Annotated in this window: 14 protein-coding genes and 1 other RNA gene; 6 read left to right on the top strand and 9 right to left on the bottom strand. The window is 60.8% G+C overall.

What is annotated here, in order from left to right:
* Positions 1 to 25: 25 nt before the first annotated feature.
* The 7 genes from ASG55_RS27065 to ASG55_RS05280 form a co-directional block, all read right to left on the bottom strand.
* A complete protein-coding gene (locus ASG55_RS27065; RefSeq protein ID WP_177342707.1) occupies positions 26 to 526 on the bottom strand; it encodes a hypothetical protein in 501 nt (166 codons plus the stop codon).
* A gap of 204 nt (positions 527 to 730) precedes the next feature.
* Positions 731 to 827, bottom strand: an RNA gene (gene ffs, locus ASG55_RS26175) — signal recognition particle sRNA small type.
* A gap of 146 nt (positions 828 to 973) precedes the next feature.
* A complete protein-coding gene (locus tag ASG55_RS05300; protein WP_056784207.1) occupies positions 974 to 2137 on the bottom strand; it encodes a zinc-binding metallopeptidase family protein in 1164 nt (387 codons plus the stop codon).
* Between the two features lie 238 nt (positions 2138 to 2375).
* A complete protein-coding gene (ligA, locus tag ASG55_RS05295) occupies positions 2376 to 4733 on the bottom strand; it encodes an NAD-dependent DNA ligase LigA (protein WP_056784201.1) in 2358 nt (785 codons plus the stop codon).
* A gap of 162 nt (positions 4734 to 4895) precedes the next feature.
* On the bottom strand, positions 4896 to 5759 hold the full coding sequence (gene zipA / locus ASG55_RS05290; protein WP_016773851.1) for a cell division protein ZipA: 864 nt from the start codon (positions 5757 to 5759) through the stop codon (positions 4896 to 4898).
* Between the two features lie 259 nt (positions 5760 to 6018).
* Positions 6019 to 9507, bottom strand: a complete 3489-nt coding sequence (smc, locus tag ASG55_RS05285) for a chromosome segregation protein SMC (protein WP_056784198.1) — start codon at positions 9505 to 9507, stop codon at positions 6019 to 6021.
* 2 nt (positions 9508 to 9509) lie between these two features.
* Positions 9510 to 10169 (bottom strand): GntR family transcriptional regulator, encoded by a 660-nt coding sequence (locus ASG55_RS05280; RefSeq protein ID WP_039763015.1) that lies wholly within the window; start codon positions 10167 to 10169, stop codon positions 9510 to 9512.
* Between the two features lie 268 nt (positions 10170 to 10437).
* On the opposite strand from ASG55_RS05280, the gene xdhA reads away from it, so the two are divergent.
* From xdhA to guaD, 4 genes are all read left to right on the top strand, one after another.
* Positions 10438 to 11892 carry a xanthine dehydrogenase small subunit gene (gene xdhA / locus ASG55_RS05275; protein ID WP_056784194.1) on the top strand — a complete coding sequence of 485 codons (1455 nt, stop codon included), beginning with the start codon at positions 10438 to 10440 and terminating at the stop codon, positions 11890 to 11892.
* Complete coding sequence (xdhB, locus tag ASG55_RS05270; RefSeq protein WP_056784191.1) at positions 11885 to 14284, top strand: xanthine dehydrogenase molybdopterin binding subunit; 2400 nt, start codon at positions 11885 to 11887, stop codon at positions 14282 to 14284. The genes xdhA and xdhB overlap by 8 nt, the downstream gene beginning before the upstream one ends.
* A 118-nt stretch (positions 14285 to 14402) precedes the next feature.
* Positions 14403 to 15260: a xanthine dehydrogenase accessory protein XdhC gene (xdhC, locus tag ASG55_RS05265; RefSeq protein WP_024012316.1), complete on the top strand. Its 858-nt coding sequence runs from the start codon at positions 14403 to 14405 to the stop codon at positions 15258 to 15260.
* Positions 15261 to 15273: 13 nt separating this feature from the next.
* Positions 15274 to 16578: a guanine deaminase gene (guaD, locus tag ASG55_RS05260; protein WP_056784189.1), complete on the top strand. Its 1305-nt coding sequence runs from the start codon at positions 15274 to 15276 to the stop codon at positions 16576 to 16578.
* A 249-nt stretch (positions 16579 to 16827) separates the two neighbouring features.
* On the opposite strand, the gene ASG55_RS05255 is transcribed toward guaD, so the two are convergent.
* The gene (locus ASG55_RS05255; protein WP_007918375.1) at positions 16828 to 17592 is read right to left on the bottom strand and encodes a GntR family transcriptional regulator; all 765 of its coding nucleotides are present in this window, start codon (positions 17590 to 17592) and stop codon (positions 16828 to 16830) included.
* A 358-nt stretch (positions 17593 to 17950) separates the two neighbouring features.
* Between ASG55_RS05255 and ASG55_RS05250 the strand changes: the two genes are divergently transcribed.
* The gene (locus ASG55_RS05250) at positions 17951 to 19141 is read left to right on the top strand and encodes a benzoate/H(+) symporter BenE family transporter (RefSeq protein ID WP_056784186.1); all 1191 of its coding nucleotides are present in this window, start codon (positions 17951 to 17953) and stop codon (positions 19139 to 19141) included.
* Positions 19142 to 19384: 243 nt separating this feature from the next.
* Here ASG55_RS05250 and ASG55_RS05245 read toward each other — a convergent pair whose 3' ends face one another.
* Positions 19385 to 19729, bottom strand: a complete 345-nt coding sequence (locus tag ASG55_RS05245; RefSeq protein WP_056784184.1) for a YggL family protein — start codon at positions 19727 to 19729, stop codon at positions 19385 to 19387.
* Positions 19730 to 19963: 234 nt separating this feature from the next.
* Between ASG55_RS05245 and dacB the strand changes: the two genes are divergently transcribed.
* Positions 19964 to 21424, top strand: a complete 1461-nt coding sequence (gene dacB / locus ASG55_RS05240; RefSeq protein WP_056784182.1) for a D-alanyl-D-alanine carboxypeptidase/D-alanyl-D-alanine endopeptidase — start codon at positions 19964 to 19966, stop codon at positions 21422 to 21424.
* The last annotated feature ends 87 nt before the right edge of the window (positions 21425 to 21511 follow it).

Genomic DNA, 21511 nt, shown 5'->3' with positions numbered 1-21511 from the left:
GCCTGGGCTTTAATACAACACCAGATCAGTCCTGGTCATTCTCGTCGTGCATTTCATGGGACTGCGGCAAGTTTCCTTCACTGCCGGCCTCGGGGCTGATGCGCAGCTCGAAGGAGTAACCGCCGAGCGTGCCGGACATGCCGCGTCGTTCAGTGCCGCTGGCCACCGCCGCTGCATCGATCTGCGCCTGCACTTCGTAGAGGGCCATTTCGAGCAGTTTGCGCAGGTGTTCAGGGTTTTGAGCGGTGGCTTGCAGTTGCAGGTCGTACTTTGCGGTAGGCGAGGCTGATGCGTGCTCGACGATCGCCGATTGTGCCTCGACCGGGATCGACTGTTCAGGCTCGTCTGCCGCGTTGAAAACAGCAGATGCCGCCAGAATCGCAGCGTGTTCTTCATCCATCAGGTCGAGCACTCGCGACAGCTCCAGCGTGCGCTCGGGCTGATCCTGCATCTGTGCTTTGACTTCCAGACGACGTAACTGCCATTCGCGCAGCTTTTCCCGGGTCAGATCGTCAATTTCACCCACTTGCCTTACCTCTCGTTGCCAGGCGGGGGAGTATGCCACTGTTCGCTGTCGACAGCCGCACGGGCACTGGAAGCTGCCCGGCTGATCCGAGCATTTTTGCTGGCGGAGCAACGCCAATAGCCAAATCGCAGGCATAAAAAAACCGCAGTGGGCGAAACCCATGCAGTTCTGTCTGAAGCCTTGGCTGGTTCGTTAAGGTGGTGCCCCCACCAGCCACACCCCGGCACACAATGTTCCCGCTGTGGCTGCTTCCTTCCGGATCTGACCAGGTTCACGGGTAATCGTTGCGGGGGGACCGATGGGGTCACCATAACGACGCTTGCCTGTCGGCGAGCCGCGCCATTGTACCTGTCTGAGATGAAGTTACAACCGTTGGTTGCAGATAAAAAATACCAACAGGTTCAAGGACATGCGGTGACGCCAAAAGATCGCAGCCTGCGCCAGCTTCTACAGGGCCAGGACTTCGTCTGCGCGACCGCCCGCATCCTGGATCACCAGATGAATGAAGTGCAGCTTGGCGATCGCCGCTGCCGGCAGTACGAACGGATAGAAATCCGGCTGGCCCATGCTGCGCGACAGTTCGTTGAGCATGCCCGCCAGCTCGATCCACGCATTGACGAATGACAGGAAAGCGCCACCGCCGGGGTGCTCCGGGTCGTACAGGGTGCTGGTCGGAAACGGCTGATAGTCAAAGTCCATTTCCCGCGCGCTCATGCCGAAGCCCAGCGCGGTATCCACGGCGTCCATCATGTGCAGGTAGTGCGCCCAGGTTTCCGCCCAGTCTTCCCATGGGTGCATGGTCGCGTAGGCGCTGACGTAATGCTGCGGCCAGTCCAGCGGTGCGCCTTGCTGGTAGTGCCGGTCCAGCGCGTCGGCGTAACTGGCGCGTTCGTCGCCGAACAGATTGCGGAACGCGTCCAGCCAAGGGCCATTGGCGATGAGGCGATCCCAGTAGTAGTGGCCGACCTCATGGCGAAAATGCCCGAGCAGCGTGCGGTAAGGTTCGTGCATCGCGGCCCTGACCTGTTCACGGTGAGCGTCGTCGGCCTCTTTGATATCGAGGGTGATCAGGCCATTGGCGTGGCCGGTCATCGGCGCGTTGCCTTCCAGGTCGACACCGATGAAGTCGAACGCCAGCCCGGTTTCTTCATCCGTGGTTTTCGGGATGACCGGCAAGCCGAGGGTGATCAGTTGCGCGACCAGTCGACGCTTGGCGATTTCGACCTTGCGCCAGCGTTCGGGATTTTCCGCGACGGACAGGTCGGGAATGGTGCGGTTGAGGCTGCAAGCGATGCACAAGGTGTCGTGATCGTTGGCCGGCAGCAGCCAGTTGCACGCGGCGGGCATGTCGAGGTTGGCGCAGCGGCGGAACAGTCCGGCGTCGGGATCGGCGTCGAGCGTCCAGGTGCCCTCTTCCGGCCCCGGCTGCAGCGAGGTCAGGCGACTTTGTTCAGGTTGATAGCCGAGCAAGGCGTTACAGGCCAGGCACTGACTGTTGCGAAAGAACAGCGACTGGCCGCAACGGCACGGCCAGACTTTGCTGTTGCGCGAGGATCCGGCCACGAACGGCGCGATGATGCGGGAACTGAGCTGCTCGAAAAAACGGTGCATGGCGATCTCTCCCTGGGACTGGCCAAGACTAGATCATTCTGAAGACAACATCGTTCCCACCCATAACCGCGCAGCCGGGTGATAGCACCATTGTGGTGAGGGGATTTATCCCCGCTCGACTGCGCAGCAGTCGCAAAAAACCGTACACGCGATACAGATAAAATGATCGGCTGCAGGGTTTTGGGGTCGCTGCGCAACCCAGCGGGGATAAATCCCCTCACCACAGGGGTTCATCCGGTCAGACGGCGACGCCGTGGGTTTTGAGGAAGGCGATAAACGCTTCCTCGTCCATGACCTTCACACCCAGCTCGTTGGCCTTGGTCAGTTTCGAGCCGGCACCCGGGCCTGCGACCACGCAATGGGTTTTCGCCGACACCGAACCGGCGACCTTGGCACCCAGGCTTTCCAGATGATCCTTGGCCACATCCCGGCTCATCAGTTCGACCTTGCCGGTCAGCACCCAGGTTTCCCCGGACAGCGGCAGACCTTCGACGACTTTCTTCTCGCTCTGCCAATGCATGCCGAAATCGCGCAACTGCTGCTCGGCCCGCTCGGCCAGTTGCCGATGCTCAGGCGAGGCGAAGAACTCGCGCACGGAGTTGGCCTGCTTCTCTGGCAATGCCTGGCGCATATCCAGCCAGTCAGCGTTCATCACCGCTTCCAGCGAGCCAAAGCGGTCGGCGAGTTTTTGCGCACCACCGGGGCCGACGAAAGGAATGTGCAGTTTGTCGAGCAAGCCGCCCAGCGTGGTACTGGCGGCGAATTCGGCGCCCAACTCGCCTTGATCCTGAATCTGCAAACCATGGCCGAGCAATTCGCTGATGACCTGCTGGTTGTGCGCATCCTCAAAGAAACTGTGAATCTCGTGCGCCACTTCCAGGCCGACATCCGGCAGATAGGTCAGCACATGCGGCAAAGCCTGTTGCACGCGCTCCAGTGAACCCAGCGAACGCGCCAGCACCTTCGCCGTCTCTTCGCCGACATCGGGAATGCCGAGGGCGTAGATGAAACGTGCCAGGCTCGGTTGCTTGCTGTCTTCAATGGCTTTGAGAAGCTTGTTGCTCGATACCTCGGCGAAGCCTTCCAGATCGACGATGTCGTCGAACTTCAGCGCATACAGATCGGCCGGCGAGCTGACCAGGCCTTCGTCGACCAGTTGTTCGACGCTCTTGTCGCCCAAGCCTTCGATGTCCATGGCCCGGCGCGAGACGAAGTGAATGATCGCCTGTTTCAGTTGCGCACCGCAGGCCAGTCGGCCGACGCAGCGATACACCGCGCCTTCGCTGAAGGTTTCCTTGCCCTTGCTGCGCTTGACCAGTTGCGTGCGTTCAACGTGGGAGCCGCACACCGGGCAACTTTCAGGAATGGCCACCGGGCGCGCGTCATCGGGGCGACGCTCGGTAACTACCTGCACCACTTGCGGAATCACATCGCCGGCGCGGCGAATGATCACCGTGTCGCCGATCATCAGGCCCAGACGCGCGACTTCGTCCATGTTGTGCAACGTGGCGTTGGCCACGGTGACGCCGGCGACTTTCACCGGTTTCAGGCGCGCCACGGGAGTTACCGCACCGGTGCGGCCGACCTGGAATTCCACGTCGAGCAGCTCGGTGAGTTCTTCCATCGCCGGGAATTTGTGCGCGATCGCCCAGCGCGGCTCGCGCGCACGAAAGCCCAGTTCACGCTGGTCGGCAATGCTGTTGACCTTGAACACCACGCCATCGATTTCATAGGCCAGCGAGTTACGGCGCGCGCCGATGTCGCGGTAATACTCCAGGCACTCGTCGATGCCCTTGGCCAGCTTCAGTTCGTGACTGATCGGCATGCCCCACTTCTGCAACTGCTTGAGGTTACCGATGTGGGTGTCGGCGATATCGTGAGACACCTGGCCAATGCCGTAGCAACAGAATTCCAGCGGACGATTGGCGGTGATCTTCGAATCGAGCTGGCGCAGGCTGCCTGCTGCCGCGTTGCGCGGGTTGGCAAAGGTCTTGCCGCCGATTTCCAGCTGCGAAGCATTGAGGCGCTCGAAACCGGCCTTGGACATGAACACTTCACCGCGCACTTCCAGCGTCGCCGGCCAGCCTTCGCCATGCAGCTTCAGCGGAATATTGCGCACAGTGCGCACGTTGACGCTGATGTCTTCGCCGGTGGTGCCATCGCCACGGGTGGCGCCGCGCACCAGCAGACCATCCTGATACAGCAGGCTGACCGCCAGGCCATCGAGCTTCGGCTCGCAGCTGTATTCCACCGCCGCGCCGCCACCAAACAGATCGCCGGCCGGCACGTCGAGGCCTTCGTTGACGCGGCGATCGAACTCGCGCATGTCGGATTCTTCGAAGGCGTTGCCGAGGCTGAGCATCGGGATTTCGTGACGCACCTGAGTGAACGCAGTCAACGCCATGCTACCGACGCGCTGGGTCGGCGAATCGCTGGTGATCAGTTCCGGGTTGGCCGCTTCCAGTGCCTTGAGCTCGTGAAACAAGCGGTCGTATTCGGCATCGGGAATGCTCGGCTCGTCGAGAACGTGATAGCGATAGTTGTGCTGATCCAGCTCAGCGCGCAGCTCTAGAATGCGGGTTTTGGCGGCGGTCATGGGTGTTCTCTCATAAAGCAAAAGAGCAGCCGAGGCTGCTCCAGTTTTATTCCATTATCGGCGGCGGGGCCAGAAGATCGCAGCCTCGTTGCACTCGTCAGCTCCTACAGTATCGCGATCCTCTGTAGGAGCTGCCGAAGGCTGCGATCTTTTGATCTGGCCTTAGCGCTTCTGGGTCAATGCGCGGCGTTCGAATTCGACGATGCGCTGACGGTAATGCTCAATCGTCTGCGCGGTCAGTACGCTGCGCTGATCGTCTTTCAATTCGCCGTTCAATTCCTGGGACAGCTTGCGGGCTGCCGCAACCATCACGTCGAAGGCCTGCTTTGGATGACGCGGGCCTGGCAGACCGAGGAAGAAGCTCACCGCCGGAGTGCTGAAGTGGTCGATGTCGTCCAGATCGAAGATACCCGGCTTGACCGCGTTGGCCATGGAGAACAGCACTTCGCCGTTGCCGGCCATGCTTTCGTGGCGGTGGAAAATGTCCATCTCGCCGAAACGCAGGCCGCTTTCGAGAATATTCTGCAGCAGCGCCGGGCCTTTGAAGCCGGCCGGGTCGCGGCAGATCACGCTGATCACCAGGACTTCTTCGGCTTGCGGCTGATCTTTTTCCGCCACGGCCGCTGCAGGCTTGCTGTCTTCGGCGAAATCGTCGTCACGGCTGCTGAAGCTCGGGCCGCCGTCCAGATCGAGGTCGAGGTTCAAGTCGCCCTGCGCCGGGCCGTTGCTGCCGCGCTTGCCACGTTTCGAACCGGACTCGCGCGGCTCGCGGGCTTCGCGGTTGGGCATGCTCACCGACGGCAGATCGTGCTCGTCCAGTTGCGGCTCTTTGTGCGTGTCCAGGACGCGGGCCGGGCCCAACAGCTCGGCGCTGGTGTCCTCGTCCGGCAGATTGGACAGGCTCCGGTCGAGACGGAATTTCAGCTTTCCCTTGCCACCGCGCATACGGCGCCAGCCATCGAAAAGAATACCGGCTATCACAATGATGCCGATGACGATCAGCCACTCGCGCAGACCGATTTCCATGTAATCCCGTGCCTCTATAAAAAATGCTGAAAAATAAGGGGTTTACACTGCGTAAACCGCTTTAAAACGTGGCGCCAACTCTATGTTCTGACAGGCGTTTTGCCCACGTATACGAAAAATTGACATTAAACTAGCACGACCAAAGACAACTTTACACCGTCTGTCTCATTTGGCTTGCGCGAATATGTCGATTGGCCATCCGGCCGATGTCAGTAAAAAGTCCTACAGACCTCCAAAACTATTCCGACACCACACCGACTCAGGCGTCCACCATCGCCATCGCCTCCTCGACATCCACCGCCACCAGTCGCGAGCAGCCCGGCTCATGCATCGTCACACCCATCAACTGCTCGGCCATTTCCATGGCGATCTTGTTGTGGGTGATGTAGATGAACTGCACGGTCTGCGACATCTCTTTGACCAAGCGTGCGTAGCGTCCAACGTTAGCGTCATCCAGTGGCGCGTCAACCTCATCGAGCATGCAGAACGGCGCCGGGTTCAACTTGAAGATGGCAAAAACCAGGGCCAGTGCAGTCAGGGCTTTTTCGCCGCCGGAGAGCAAATGGATGGTGCTGTTCTTCTTCCCGGGCGGCTGCGCCATGATCGTCACCCCTGTATCGAGTAGATCTTCGCCCGTCAGTTCCAAATACGCGCGCCCGCCACCGAAAACTTTCGGGAAAAGTGCCTGCAAACCACCGTTGATCTGATCAAAGGTATCTTTGAAACGGTTGCGGGTTTCCTTGTCGATCTTGCGGATGACGTTTTCCAGCGTCTCCAGCGCCTCGACCAGATCGGCGTCCTGCGCATCCAGATAACGTTTACGCTCCGATTGTTGCGTGTATTCATCGATGGCCGCGAGGTTGATCGCACCCAGGCGCTGAATTCGCGCGTTGATGCGTTCGAGTTCTTCTTCGGCTTCGCGTTCACTGGCTTGTGCGGTCAATGTGGCGAGCACGCCATTGAGATCGTAGCCATCTTCGAGCAATTGATCCTGCAAAGCCTTGCGCCGTACGGTCAGCGCCTGCCATTCCATGCGCTGTTGTTCGAGCTGGCCGCGAATCAGCTGCGATTGCTGTTCGGCCTGGGTGCGGCGTTTTTCCGCGTCGCGCAATTCACGATCGGCGTCTTCCAGGGCGATCTGCGCAGTCTTGAGTTCTTCATCGACGGTCATGCGCTTGTCGAGCAACTCTTCGAGCTTGAGGCGCAGCTCTTCCAGCGGCGCCTCGCCCTCCTCCAGATTCAGGCTCAACTGCTCGCGTTTTTCAGTCAGACGCTCGGCCTGCATTTCCAGACGTTCCAGCGCCTGCCGCGTGGAGTCGTGCTGAGCACGCAACGAGCCGAGACGCACGGCCAATTGGTGGGCATGATCCTTGTGCTGCCGCGCTTCCTGACGCACGCGATCAAGGCGCTCGCGCAGGCTGTCGCGTTGGGCCAGCAGCAACTCGCGCTGCTCGGTGTCGAGCGCCATGGAATCCAGCGCTTCCTGCAAATTCATGCGCGCTTCGCCGACCTGTTCGTGCTCAAGCTCGCGCTGTTCGGCGAGTTCGACCAGTTCTTCATCGAGACGGGTGCGGCGCAATGTCAGCTGTTCGGCTTTGGCCTTACCAGCAGACAACTGCGCTTTCAGTTCGCCTTGCTGGCGCGCTTCGTCCTGCAGCAAGCGGCGCAGATGTTCGCGGCCGTTTTCCTGCTGGCGCTGTTGCGCGCGCAGGGTTTGCAGGCGGGTTTCCATGGCCTCGACAGTGGCTTCGCGCTCTTCACGCTCCAGTTGCAGGTCTTCGATTTCCTGGCCACGGGCGAGCATGCCGCTTTCCGCTTCGCTGGCGCGACGTACACGCAAGAAGTGCCGACCGACCCAATAGCCATCGCGACTGATCAGGCTTTGCCCGGCGCTCAACTGGCCACGCAAGGCCAGCGCCTGTTCAAGGCTGTCGACCGGTTTGACCTGGCCGAGCCACGGCGACAGATCGATCTGCGCCTCGACTTTGTCCAGCAGACTGCCCGCCACCCGCACGCCATCGCTGGCCGGGCTGAGCAGGCGCAAATCGCCTTGGGTGAAACCGGACAGATCGAAGCCGCTGAAATCGTCGACCAGCACCGCTTGCAGATCGGCACCAAGCACGGTTTCCACCGCCAGCTCCCAACCGGCCTCGACCTTCAGGCCTTCGGCCAGACGCGGACGCTCGGCGAGATTGTGTTCCTTCAACCATTCGGCGGTGCCGGTGCCCGGATCGAGCGCGGCCTGCTGCAAGGCTTCCAGCGACGCCAGACGCCCATTGAGCCGCTGCAGATCGCCCTGCGCCTCCTGCTGCGCGCTCAGCGCCTGCTGCAATTCCTGACGCAGTTGTTCGAGCTTTTCGACCTGTGCTTCTTCGCTGGTCTGCAAATCTTCGAGGGTCGCTTCGGACTCGGCGAGCTGCTCGTTGAGCGCCATGATCGCCGCGTCTTCCGGGTCGGCGGACAGCAACGCACGTTCTTCGGCGAGGCGTTTCTGCCGATCGGCCAGACGCTCCATGCTGCTTTCCAGCTGCTGAATCCGCGACTGCTGGACTTCAGCCTGACGGCGCGGTTCGGCAGCGGTCAGGTTGAAAGCATCCCACTGCTCCTGCCAGCCGTGCATGGTGGTTTCGGCTTCTTCAAGCGCAGCGGCGGCTTCCTCGGCGGCGGCGCTGGTGACTTCCTGCTCGGGGGTGAGCATGTCCAGTTCTTCGCCGAGGGTCAGCAGCAACGTGCGGTCGTGGCCCAGGTGCGATTCGGTTTCCAGACGCGCGCGCTCGGCTTCTTTCAGATCGTCCTGCAACTGACGCAAACGCTGCTGGCCGTGCTGGATGCTCTGCTCGACCCGGGCGATGTCGCCGCCGACCGAATAGAAGCGGCCCTGCACCAGATTGAAGCGTTCGGACAGGTCGTGGTGACCGTCACGCAGGCGTTCGATGGCGGCGTCAGCGTTACGCTGTTCAGCGACCAGCGCTTCGAAGCTGACTTCCTGGTTGCCGATGATCGACTCGCGCTGGCCGACCTGCTCGTTGAGGTCCTGCCAGCGCAGCGCCGACAGTTGCGCCTTGAGCTGACGCTCTTCGGCCTTGAGTTCCTGATACTTTTTCGCCGCCTCGGCCTGACGGTGCAGTCGTTCGAGCTGGCGCTCCAGTTCTTCGCGCAGGTCGGTGAGGCGGGCGAGGTTTTCGTGGGTGCGGCGGATGCGGTTCTCGGTCTCGCGGCGGCGCTCTTTATATTTCGAGATGCCGGCGGCTTCCTCGATGAAGTTACGCAGGTCTTCGGGCTTGGATTCGATCAGCTTGGAGATCATCCCCTGTTCGATGATCGAGTAGCTGCGCGGACCGAGGCCGGTGCCGAGGAAAATATCGGTGATGTCGCGCCGACGGCATTTGGTGCCGTTGAGGTAATAGGTGGTCTGGCTGTCGCGGGTGACTTTGCGGCGGATGGAAATTTCCGCGTAGGCGGCGTATTCGCCGAGCAGCGTGCCGTCGGAGTTGTCGAACACCAGCTCGATACTGGCCTGGCTCACCGGTTTGCGGCTGGTCGAGCCATTGAAGATGACATCGGTCATCGACTCGCCACGGAGGTTCTTCGCCGAACTTTCGCCCATCACCCAGCGCACGGCGTCGATGATGTTCGACTTGCCGCAACCGTTCGGCCCGACGACCGCCGCCATGTTACTGGGGAAGTTCACCGTGGTCGGGTCGACGAAGGATTTGAACCCCGCCAGTTTGATGCACTTCAGCCGCACGCTCAGGCAACCGTCAGCGCAGACACCACCAGATCGCAGCTGCGCTGGGCATACGCCGTGAGCACGATGCGGATCTGCGGCAAATCACGGGCGAGTACGGCGGCGAGCAAGCGTTCGAACAGTTCGAGGAATTCGCTCATTTCCGCCTTGCGCTGTTCGAGGGCGAGGAAATACGCGCGGCTCATCGCCGGCTGGAGGTTCTCGACGGTTTCTTGCAGGTACGGATTGTTGGCAAACGGATAGGCGGCGCGCATCACCGCGAAGCTGTCATCGACGAAGCTGCGGATATCGCCGCGTTCGTAATTGGCGGTCAGGCGCTGCTGGATCTGCACGAACGGCGCCATGTCCGACTGCACTTGCCAGCCATTGGCCACGGAATTGCCGAGCAGGATGTACAGCTCGCTCATCAGCGTGCACAGGCTCTGCACCTTGTGCGGCGTCAGCTCGGTAACGTGGGCGCCACGACGCGGCAGGATCGCGATCAGGTGACGGCGCTCGAGGATCAGCAAGGCTTCGCGGACCGAACCGCGGCTGACGTTGAGCGCCAGCGTGACCTTCTGCTCCTGGATGCGCTCTCCTGGCTTCATTTCGCCACGAATGATGCGTTCGGCGAGGTGGTGAGCGATTTGCTCGGCGAGGCTGTCCGGCGCCTTGAACGTCATGGTTGTCCTTCAAACTCTATCGATCTGCACAAGCGGCGCAGTGTAGCGCAAATGCGCGGTCATGGCGGAGTGCCCACTCAGCGGTTTTTGGCACGAATCCCGCAAAAAAGCGCGGTGACCGATGAAGGTCAATACTGAATAGACACGCTGTTGATCGACGAAACGGATTTTCCTGACCTTTAAGTCAGAAAACCATTGACCGAAAAGTCAGACCTGCTAAATTCGGTTCACGTCGGTTAACAACAATAATGAGTCTGCGAGGCCTTCCGTGATCCAGTTTTTACTTAACCAGGAACTCCGTAGCGAGCACGCCCTGGACCCGAATCTGACTGTGCTCAATTACCTGCGTGAACATGTGGGCAAGCCCGGCACCAAAGAAGGTTGCGCCAGCGGCGACTGCGGCGCCTGCACCGTGGTGGTTGGCGAGTTGCAGACCGATGACACCGGGCGTGAACATATTCGCTATCGCAGCCTCAACTCGTGCCTGACCTTCGTTTCGTCGTTGCACGGCAAACAACTGATCAGCGTCGAAGACCTCAAGCACAAGGGCGAACTGCACAGCGTGCAGAAAGCCATGGTCGAGTGCCACGGTTCGCAGTGCGGTTTCTGCACCCCCGGTTTTGTGATGTCGTTGTTCGCCCTGCAAAAGAACAGCGATGCGCCGGATCAGGCCAAGGCCCACGAAGCGCTGGCCGGCAACCTCTGCCGCTGCACCGGCTACCGGCCTATTCTCGCCGCAGCCGAACAATCCTGCCTCGGCAAGCCAGCGGATCAGTTCGACGCCCGCGAAGCCGAAACCATCGCCCGCCTCAAGGCTATCGCGCCGACCGATATCGGTGAACTCAACAGCGGCGACAAACGCTGCCTGGTGCCGCTGACCGTGGCCGATCTGGCCGACCTCTACGACGCTTATCCGCAAGCGCGGCTGCTCGCCGGCGGCACCGATCTGGCGCTGGAAGTCACCCAGTTCCACCGCACCCTGCCGGTGATGATCTACGTCGGCAACGTCGCCGAAATGAAGCGCATCGAAACCTTCGATGACCGCATCGAAATCGGCGCCGCCACCGCCCTTTCCGACTGCTACGAGGCGTTGAATGCCGAGTACCCGGACTTCGGCGAATTGCTGCACCGCTTCGCCTCGTTGCAGATCCGCAATCAAGGCACCCTCGGCGGCAACATCGGCAACGCATCGCCGATCGGTGACTCGCCACCGCTGCTGATCGCCCTCGGCGCGCAGATCGTGCTGTGCAAAGGCGAAACCCGCCGCACCTTGAACCTGGAAGATTACTTCATCGACTATCGCGTCACGGCGCGGCAGGAAAGCGAGTTCATCGAAAAAATCATCGTCCCGCGCGCCAGCGCCGAGCAGCTGTTCCGCGCCTATAAAGTGTCGAAGCGTCTGGACGACGACATCTCCGCCGTCTGTGCTGCGTTCAATCTGCGTGTGGAAAACGGCGTGATCAGCGACGCCCGGGTGGCCTTCGGCGGCATGGCGGCGATTCCGAAACGCGCCGCGCATTGCGAAGCCGTGCTGCTCGGTCAGCCGTTCAACAACGCCGTGATCGAACGCGCCTGCGCCGCGCTGGCCGAAGACTTCACGCCACTCTCGGACTTCCGCGCCAGCAAGGAATATCGCCTGCTCAGCGCGCAGAACCTGCTGCGCAAATACTTCATCGAACTGCAAACACCGCACATCGAGACTCGGGTGACCGCTTATGTCTAACCATCACGCCGTAGAGAAGACCCAGGCTGAATTGGCCGAATTGTTCGCCAAGGATCTGACCACCGGTGTCGGCCGCAGCGTCAAGCACGACAGCGCCGCCAAGCATGTGTCCGGTGAAGCGCAGTACATCGATGATCGGCTGGAATTTCCCAACCAATTGCACCTGTATGCGCGCCTGTCGGACCGTGCCCACGCGAAAATCCTCAGCATCGACACGTCGCCGTGCTACGCCTTCGAAGGCGTGCGCATTGTCATCACCCACGAAGACGTGCCGGGCCTGAAGGACATCGGCCCGCTGATGCCGGGTGACCCGCTGCTGGCCATCGATGACGTGCAGTTCGTCGGCCAGCCAGTGCTGGCAGTCGCGGCGAAAGATCTGGAAACCGCGCGCAAGGCAGCGATGGCGGCGATCATCGAATACGAAGATCTGGAACCGGTGCTCGACGTCGTCGAAGCCCTGCGCAAGCGCCATTTCGTGCTCGACAGCCACACCCATCAGCGCGGCGACTCGGCTTCGGCGCTGGCCACGGCTGAACACCGTATTCAGGGCACGCTGCACATCGGCGGCCAGGAGCACTTCTATCTGGAGACACAGATCTCCTCGGTGATGCCTACTGAAGACGGCGGCATGATCGTCTACTGCTCGACGCAGAACCCGACCGAAGTGCAGAAACTGGTCGCCGAAGTGCTCGACGTGTCGATGAACAAAATCGTCGTCGACATGCGCCGCATGGGCGGTGGTTTTGGTGGCAAGGAAACCCAGGCCGCGAGCCCGGCGTGCCTGTGCGCAGTGGTCGCGCACCTCACCGGCCAACCGACCAAGATGCGCCTGCCGCGTGTCGAAGACATGCTGATGACCGGCAAGCGCCACCCGTTCTACGTTGAATACGACGTCGGCTTCAACAGCAGCGGCCGTCTGCACGGGATCAACATGGAGCTGGCCGGCAACTGCGGCTGCTCGCCAGACCTGTCCGCCTCGATCGTTGACCGGGCGATGTTCCACTCGGACAACTCCTACTATCTCGGCGATGCGACCATCAACGGTCACCGCTGCAAGACCAACACCGCGTCGAACACTGCTTATCGCGGCTTCGGCGGCCCGCAAGGCATGGTCGCCATCGAGGAAGTGATGGACGCGATTGCCCGGCACCTGAAGCTCGACCCGCTGGCGGTGCGCAAGGCCAACTACTACGGCAAGACCGAGCGCAACGTCACCCACTACTACCAGACCGTCGAGCACAACATGCTCGAAGAGATGACCGCCGAACTGGAAGAAAGCAGCCAGTACGCCGAGCGCCGCGAAGCGATCCGTCGCTACAACGCCAACAGCCCGATCCTGAAAAAAGGCCTGGCGCTGACTCCGGTGAAATTCGGCATTTCCTTCACCGCCAGTTTCCTCAATCAGGCCGGTGCGCTGATCCACATCTACACCGACGGCAGCATCCACTTGAACCACGGCGGTACGGAAATGGGTCAGGGCCTGAATACCAAAGTCGCCCAGGTCGTGGCGGAAGTGTTCCAGGTCGAAATCGATCGTGTGCAGATCACCGCGACCAATACCGACAAGGTGCCAAACACCTCGCCGACCGCTGCTTCCAGCGGCGCCGACCTGAACGGCAAAGCCGCGCAGAACGCAGCACAGACCATCAAGCAACGCTTGGTCGAATTCGCCGCGCGGCACTACAGGGTCAGCGAAGAAGACGTCGAATTCCGCAACGGCCACGTGCGGGTGCGCGAGCAGATCCTGACCTTCGAAGCGCTGATCCAGCAGGCGTATTTCAATCAGGTCTCGCTGTCCAGCACCGGCTTCTACAAGACCCCGAAAATCTATTACGACCGCAGTCAGGCCCGTGGGCGTCCGTTCTATTACTTCGCCTTTGGCGCAGCCTGCTGCGAAGTGATCGTCGACACCCTGACCGGCGAGTACAAGATGCTGCGCACCGACATCCTGCATGACGTCGGCGCCTCGCTGAACCCGTCGATCGACATCGGTCAGGTCGAGGGCGGTTTCGTCCAGGGCATGGGCTGGCTGACCATGGAAGAGCTGGTCTGGAACAACAAGGGCAAGCTGATGACCAACGGCCCGGCCAGCTACAAGATCCCGGCGGTGGCGGACATGCCGCTGGATCTGCGGGTGAAACTGGTGGAAAACCGCAAGAACCCGGAAGACACGGTGTTCCATTCCAAAGCCGTCGGTGAACCACCATTCATGCTCGGGATCGCCGCGTGGTGCGCAATCAAGGACGCGGTGGCGAGCCTCGGTGATTATCAGCATCAACCGAAAATCGACGCCCCGGCCACGCCGGAGCGGGTGTTGTGGGGCTGCGAGCAGATGCGCCAGCTCAAAGCGGTGAAGGCTGTCGAAGCTGAAACCGAGCTGGCTCCGCTCTAGGACCGAGGCGCGGCCATTCGCGAGCAGGCTCGCTCCCACATTTGGAATGCATTGCCAATGTGGGAGCGAGCCTGCTCGCGAAGAGGCCGGCACAGACAACGAAGATGTCGAGGTGAACATGTACAACTGGATCGACGCCCTCGCCGACCTGCAGAATCAGGGCGAGCCCTGTGTGCTGGTGACGATCATCGAAGAACTCGGTTCGACGCCACGCAACGCCGGCTCGAAAATGGTCGTCAGTGCCGACCGCCTGTTCGACACCATCGGTGGCGGGCATCTGGAATTCAAAGCCATGCAGATCGCCCGCGAGATGCTCGCCAGCGGCAAGCAGGACACCCATCTGGAGCGCTTCAGCCTCGGTGCCAGTCTCGGCCAGTGCTGCGGCGGCGCCACGGTGTTGCTGTTCGAACCGATGGGCCAGGTCCAGGCGCAGATTGCCGTGTTCGGTGCCGGCCATGTTGGTCGCGCCCTCGTGCCGCTGCTGGCCAGCCTGCCCTGCCGGGTGCGCTGGATCGATTCGCGCGAGGCCGAGTTCCCTGAACACATCCCCCACGGCGTGCGTAAAATCGTCAGCGAAGAGCCGGTGGATGAAGTCGATGACCTGCCCGCCGGCAGCTACTGCATCGTCATGACCCACAACCATCAGCTCGATCTGGAACTGACCGCCGCGATTCTCAAGCGCAACGATTTCACCTGGTTCGGCCTGATCGGCTCGAAAACCAAACGCGCCAAATTCGAACACCGTCTGCGCGATCGTGGTTTCGACCCGAGCGTGGTGCAGCGCATGCGCTGCCCGATGGGCATCGGCGAAGTCAAAGGCAAACTGCCTGTGGAAATCGCCATCTCCATCGCCGGCGAAATCATCGCCACTTACAACGCCAATTTCGGCCAGCACAGCGCCCGCGCCGAACCGATTGCCCGACTGCTGCCCGCTTCGCGCCGCAGTCAGGCCGCCAAACTCAAAGCCTCAAACTGATTAGAGAACCCTCATGCCTCTGACTCGCAAAGCCTACCGAGCCGCCATCCTGCACAGCATCGCCGACCCTGCCGAAGTCGGCATCGAAGCCTCGTATGAATATTTCGAGGATGGCCTGCTGGTGGTCGACGACGGCAAGATCAGCGCCCTCGGCCACGCCAGCGAACTGCTGCCAACCCTGCCGGCGGATATCGAGATCAACCATTATCAGGATGCGCTGATCACCCCCGGCTTTATCGATACGCACATTCACCTGCCGCAGACCGGCATGGTCGGCTCCTATGGCGAGCAACTGCTCGACTGGCTGAACACCTACACGTTCCCCTGCGAAAGCCAGTTTGGCGACAAGGCCCACGCCGACGAAGTGGCCGATATTTTCATCAAGGAACTGCTGCGCAACGGCACCACCACGGCGCTGGTGTTCGGCAGCGTGCATCCGCAATCGGTGAATTCGTTTTTCGAGGCGGCCGAGAAGCTCGACCTGCGCATGATCGCCGGCAAGGTGATGATGGACCGCAATGCCCCGGATTATCTGGTCGATACCGCTGAATCCAGCTACGTCGACAGCAAGGCGCTGATCGAGCGCTGGCACGGCAAGGGCCGTTTGCACTATGCGGTGACGCCGCGCTTCGCCCCCACCAGCACCCCGGAACAACTGACCCTCGCCGGGCAACTGCTCACGGAATATCCGGATCTGTACATGCAGACCCACATCAGCGAAAACCTCAAGGAAATCGAGTGGGTCAAAGAGCTGTTTCCGGAGCGCAAGGGCTACCTCGACGTCTACGATCACTACCAGTTGCTCGGCGAACGCTCGGTGTTTGCCCACGGCGTGCACTTGTGTGACGAAGAATGCGCGCGACTGGCAGAAACCGGCTCGGCGATCTCGTTCTGCCCGACCTCGAACCTGTTCCTCGGCAGCGGCCTGTTCAATTTGCCGATGGCCGAGAAGCACAAGCTCAATGTCGGCCTCGGCACCGACGTCGGCGGCGGCACCAGTTTCTCCCTGCTGCAAACCCTCAACGAAGCCTACAAGGTGATGCAGCTGCAAGGCGCGCGGTTGAGCCCGTTCAAGTCGCTGTACCTGGCGACGCTGGGTGGCGCGCGGGCGCTGCGTCTGGAAGACAGGATCGGCAATCTGCAACCGGGCTCCGATGCCGACTTCCTGGTACTGGATTACAACGCCACGCCGCTGCTGAGTTATCGCTTAAAGCAGTCGAATAACATTGCCGAGACATTGTTTGTGTTGATGACCTTGGGCGATGACCGGACGGTGCAGCAGACTTACGCTGCGGGGGCGCTGGTGCATCAGCGCTAACCTCTTCGCACTGATCGTTCCCACGCTCTGCGTGGGAATGCAGCCCGTGACGCTCCGCGTCACTGGACGCGGAGCGTCCCTAGAGGCGTTCCCACGCAGAGCGTGGGAACGATCATCCCCGGTGGTGTTTACCACGGAGGATTTTTGTTACCGGTCAGGTTGTCTTCGCGAGCAGGCTCGCTCCCACCTTTGAAATGCATTCCCCTGTGGGAGCGAGCCTGCTCGCGAAAGCCGCGACTCGGTTTCAGCTTAGAGCTTGGCCGCTGGACGCCCCGGCTTCTTGGTCTGCAACAAGTGCGAGAACACCGCATGCAGATCATCCGACGCGCCTTCCTCGTCGAGGTTGAGCTTGCTGTCGATGTGATCCATGTGATGCATCATCAGGTTCACCGCCAGTTCACCGTCGCGCTTTTCAATGGCGTCGATCAACTGCGTGTGTTCATCGTACGAGCAGTGCGAGCGGTTGCCGCTTTCATACTGGGCGATGATCAGCGAGGTCTGCGAAACCAGGCTGCGCTGGAAGCTGATCAACGGTGCGTTCATCGCCGCTTCCGCCAGTTTCAGGTGGAATTCGCCTGACAGACGAATACCGGCACCGCGATCGCCGCGCGAGAAACTGTCCCGCTCATCGTTGACCATCTGCCGCAATTCGGCGATCTGCTCGGCCGTGGCGTGCTGCACGGCCAATTCAGTGATCGCACGCTCGACCAGACGGCGGGCGAGGAACACTTGACGCGCTTCTTCAACACTCGGGCTGGCGACCACGGCGCCACGATTCGGCCGCAACAGCACCACGCCTTCATGGGCCAGACGCGACAGCGCGCGGCGAATGATGGTGCGGCTGACCCCGAAGATTTCCCCCAGCGCCTCTTCGCTCAACTTGGTACCGGGCGCCAGACGCTGTTCGAGGATGGCCTCGAAGATATGCGCGTAGACAATATCGTCCTGGGTTCCGCTGCGACCGGCTTTGCCTGCTCGCGGTTGTTTCTTGAGGGGTTGCAACTGTTCGTTCATGGGCACTCGAGTCGGGAAAACTGCGGCGAATAGACCGTGACTGTAATACGGCACAGTAGGTCGCTGGCAAGTATCGCGTAAAAAACAGCGCGATTGTACACAATGAATGGTGGCAACACGACTGTACGGCTATTTGCGCCTGCGGCTGTATTGCAACGGTTTGTCAGGTTTGAGTTTAGGCTTGATCGCAGAATCCGCTGCATGACCGCAATCCCCCGTGGGAGCGAGCCTGCTCGCGAAAGCCATTTCACATTCACTATGAATGTTGACTGACATAGCGCTTTCGCGAGCAGGCTCGCTCCCACAGAGGTTCTGTGTTGTGGCGGACATCTCCATTGGTATAAGGAACACCGCCGTCATGACCGACGCCACCCACGCCCGCCTGCGCCCTCTGGCCGACACTTCGCCTTCCGCCATCGTTGCCGGTTTCATCGCGATGATGACCGGTTACACCAGTTCGCTGGTGCTGATGTTCCAGGCCGGGCAAGCGGCCGGCCTGAGCAGCGGGCAGATTTCTTCGTGGATCTGGGCGATTTCTATCGGCATGGCGGTGTGTTCGATCGGCCTGTCGCTGCGCTATCGCACGCCGATCACCATCGCCTGGTCGACCCCCGGCGCAGCGTTGCTGATCACCAGCCTGGGCGGAGTCAGTTACGGCGAGGCGATCGGCGCATACATCACGTGCGCGGTGCTGGTGACGATCTGCGGCCTGACCGGCAGCTTCGAACGGCTGGTAAAAAAGATCCCGGCCTCTTTGGCGGCAGCTCTGCTGGCAGGGATTCTGTTCAAGATCGGCAGCGAAATCTTCGTCGCCGCGCAACACCGTACCGGTCTGGTGTTGGGGATGTTCTTCACTTATCTGCTGGTCAAGCGCCTGTCGCCGCGCTATGCGGTGCTCGCGGCGCTGCTGATCGGCACCGCGCTGTCGGGCTTCATGGGGCTGCTGGATTTCAGCGGCTTTCACCTGGAAGTGGCCACCCCGGTCTGGACCACGCCGCACTTCTCCCTGGCCGCAACCATCAGCATCGGCATTCCGCTGTTCGTGGTGGCGATGACCTCGCAGAACATGCCCGGCATCGCCGTGCTGCGCGCCGATGGCTATAACGTCCCGGCCTCGCCACTGATCACCACCACCGGCATTGCCTCGCTGTTGCTGGCGCCGTTCGGCTCACACGGTATTAACCTCGCGGCGATCAGCGCGGCGATCTGCACCGGTCCGCATGCCCATGAAGATCGCAACAAGCGTTACACCGCAGCGGTGTGGTGCGGGGTGTTCTACGGGATTGCCGGGGTGTTCGGTGCCACGTTGGCGGCGTTGTTTGCCGCGTTGCCGAAAGAACTGGTGCTGTCGATAGCTGCGCTGGCGCTGTTCGGCTCGATCATCAATGGCTTGAGCATTGCCATGAGCGAGGTGAAAGAACGGGAAGCGGCGTTGATCACCTTCATGGTCACGGCGTCCGGGCTGACGCTGTTTTCCATTGGTTCGGCGTTTTGGGGGATCGTGGCGGGGGTTTTGACGTTGGTGATTTTGAATTGGCGCAGAGCTTAAGATCAAAAGCCCCTCACCCTAACCCTCTCCCAAAGGGAGAGGGGACTGACCAAGGTGCTCGGAAGATATACGCCGACGAGGGATATCAAGTCGAACTCACATCCCGAAAAGCCCACAGATCGGCTCCCTCTCCCTCGGGAGAGGGCTGGGGTGAGGGGCGAGTCCACCATCAAATCCAAGCCGTATCACCTAAACACCAGACGAAAAAAAACGGCGACCCTCAGGTCGCCGTTTTTTTCAGTATCACTTGGCCGCGTTGATCGGCTTTTCCGGATACCACACATCCAGCAGCGGGCTGACTTCGTACTTGGTCAGCTCGGAGCGGTTTTTCAGCCAGGCTTCAACGGCAGCGCGCTGCTCTTCGTTGACCGAGCCACGCTTCTGCAGGCATACCAGACCGAAGTCGTCGCCGCCAACATAACCCAGACCGTTGGCTGCCATGGCTTCTTTGATGAATGCTTCGAGGAAAGCGTCAATGGCTTCTTCGGACAAGTCTTCTTTGAAGTCCAGGTTCAGTTCGAAACCCAGCTCTTGAAATTCATCTACGCACAGTTTTTTGCGCAGACGCTGGGAACGGTTAGTCGCCATTGGAACAATCCTCTTAAGTAATAACGGCCGGCACTTTACCAGTTTAAGCCAGCGATTGCCCGACTCTCTGGTCGCTGCGGCCGACCGCCTGTAAAAAAATAAGCGATTGGCCGGTCGCGACACGGCACAAGCTGTTACAGCTTGGGGCATAATGCCGACACTTTCATGACCACTGAGGGCCTTTTCATCCATGTCCTCGTCTTTTTTCCCCTCTTTTGCAGGGTTTTATTGCATATGATCAAATCGTTGCGTCCACTGTTTCTCGCCGGCCTTCTTCTGCCTCTGGCCCTGCCTGTCTCCGCTGCCACCATCAACACTTCCCTCACCCCGAACGTCGAAAAAGCCCTGAAGGCCAGCAAGTTGCAGCCCACTGCGCTGTCGCTGGTGATGGTACCGCTCGACGGTCCGGGCACGCCGACGGTGTTCAACGCCGACGTCTCGGTCAATCCGGCCTCGACGATGAAACTGGTCACCACTTATGCGGCGCTGGAAATGCTCGGCCCCAACCATCAGTGGAAAACCGAGTTCTACACCGATGGCACCCTGAGCGGCGGCATTCTCAACGGCAACCTCTACCTCAAGGGTGGCGGTGACCCGAAGCTGAACATGGAAAAACTCTGGCTGTTGATGCGCGACCTGCGCGCCAACGGCGTGACCCAGATCACCGGCGACCTGATCCTCGACCGCAACTTCTTCGTGCAGCCGCAATTGCCGGAATTCAACGATGACGGCAACGACGACAACAAGCCGTTCCTGGTCAAACCCGACTCATTGCTGGTCAACCTCAAGGCCCTGCGCTTTGTTGCGCGCAATGACGGTGGCCGCGTACTGATTTCGGTTGAGCCGCCGATTGCCAGCATCCGCATCGAAAACACCGTCAAGGCGCTGCCGTCCAAGCAATGCACCGGCGGCGTGCGCTATAACCCGGTGCCGCAGGCCGATGGCAGCGTGACCGTAACCGTCGGCGGCCAGTTGGGTGAAGGCTGCAGCTCGCAGACTTACCTGTCGCTGCTCGACCACGCGACCTACACCGCTGGCGCCGTCCGCGCGATCTGGAAGGAACTGGGTGGCAGCATCCAGGGCAAGGATCGTCTGGCACCGACGCCGAGCAGCGCCAAACTGCTCGCCCGCGCGTACTCGCCAGATCTGGCCGAGATCATCCGCGACATCAACAAATACAGTAACAACACCATGGCCCAGCAGCTGTTCCTCAGCCTTGGCCAGCGTTTCCGCAACGATGCCGACGGTGACGACGCCCGGGCAGCGCAGCGCGTGGTACGTCAGTGGCTGGCGAAGAAAGGCATCACCGCGCCGCATCTGGTGATGGAGAATGGCTCCGGTCTGTCGCGGGCCGAGCGGGTCAGTGCACGTGAGATGGCCAACATGCTGCAAGCCGCCTGGCACAGCCCGTACGCCGCCGAGTACATCAGCTCGCTGCCGATTGCCGGCACCGACGGCACCATGCGCAAACGCCTGAAAACCACGGCGATGCGCGGCGAAGCCCACGTCAAGACCGGCACCCTGAACACCGTGCGCGCGATCGCTGGCTTCAGCCGTGACGTGAACGGCAATACCTGGGCGGTGGTAGCGATCCTCAACGACAAGGCCCCGTTCGGCGCCTCGTCGGTGCTCGATCAGGTGCTGCTGGATCTGTACAAACAGCCGAAACTGCCGCAGACCGCTTCGGTGCTGTAAGCGCAGCAGGTGCAATTGTGGGAGCGAGCCTGCTCGCGAAGGCGTCGGTTCAGTAAGCATGTTCAGTGACTGTCACACCGCTTTCGC

The organism is Pseudomonas sp. Leaf434, from assembly GCF_001425545.1.
Lineage (GTDB): Bacteria > Pseudomonadota > Gammaproteobacteria > Pseudomonadales > Pseudomonadaceae > Aquipseudomonas > Aquipseudomonas siliginis.
This window is presented reverse-complemented; position numbering and strand designations above follow the sequence as displayed.

Coding starts and splice junctions, on each gene's coding strand:
- ASG55_RS05250 (WP_056784186.1), top strand. CDS start 17,951: ATGACCGACGCCACCCACGCCCGCCTGCGCCCTCTGGCCGACACTTCG.
- ASG55_RS05255 (WP_007918375.1), bottom strand. CDS start 17,592: ATGAACGAACAGTTGCAACCCCTCAAGAAACAACCGCGAGCAGGCAAA.
- ligA (WP_056784201.1), bottom strand. CDS start 4,733: ATGACCGCCGCCAAAACCCGCATTCTAGAGCTGCGCGCTGAGCTGGAT.
- ASG55_RS05245 (WP_056784184.1), bottom strand. CDS start 19,729: ATGGCGACTAACCGTTCCCAGCGTCTGCGCAAAAAACTGTGCGTAGAT.
- xdhB (WP_056784191.1), top strand. CDS start 11,885: ATGTCTAACCATCACGCCGTAGAGAAGACCCAGGCTGAATTGGCCGAA.
- ASG55_RS05280 (WP_039763015.1), bottom strand. CDS start 10,169: ATGACGTTCAAGGCGCCGGACAGCCTCGCCGAGCAAATCGCTCACCAC.
- guaD (WP_056784189.1), top strand. CDS start 15,274: ATGCCTCTGACTCGCAAAGCCTACCGAGCCGCCATCCTGCACAGCATC.
- dacB (WP_056784182.1), top strand. CDS start 19,964: ATGATCAAATCGTTGCGTCCACTGTTTCTCGCCGGCCTTCTTCTGCCT.
- xdhC (WP_024012316.1), top strand. CDS start 14,403: ATGTACAACTGGATCGACGCCCTCGCCGACCTGCAGAATCAGGGCGAG.
- zipA (WP_016773851.1), bottom strand. CDS start 5,759: ATGGAAATCGGTCTGCGCGAGTGGCTGATCGTCATCGGCATCATTGTG.
- ASG55_RS05300 (WP_056784207.1), bottom strand. CDS start 2,137: ATGCACCGTTTTTTCGAGCAGCTCAGTTCCCGCATCATCGCGCCGTTC.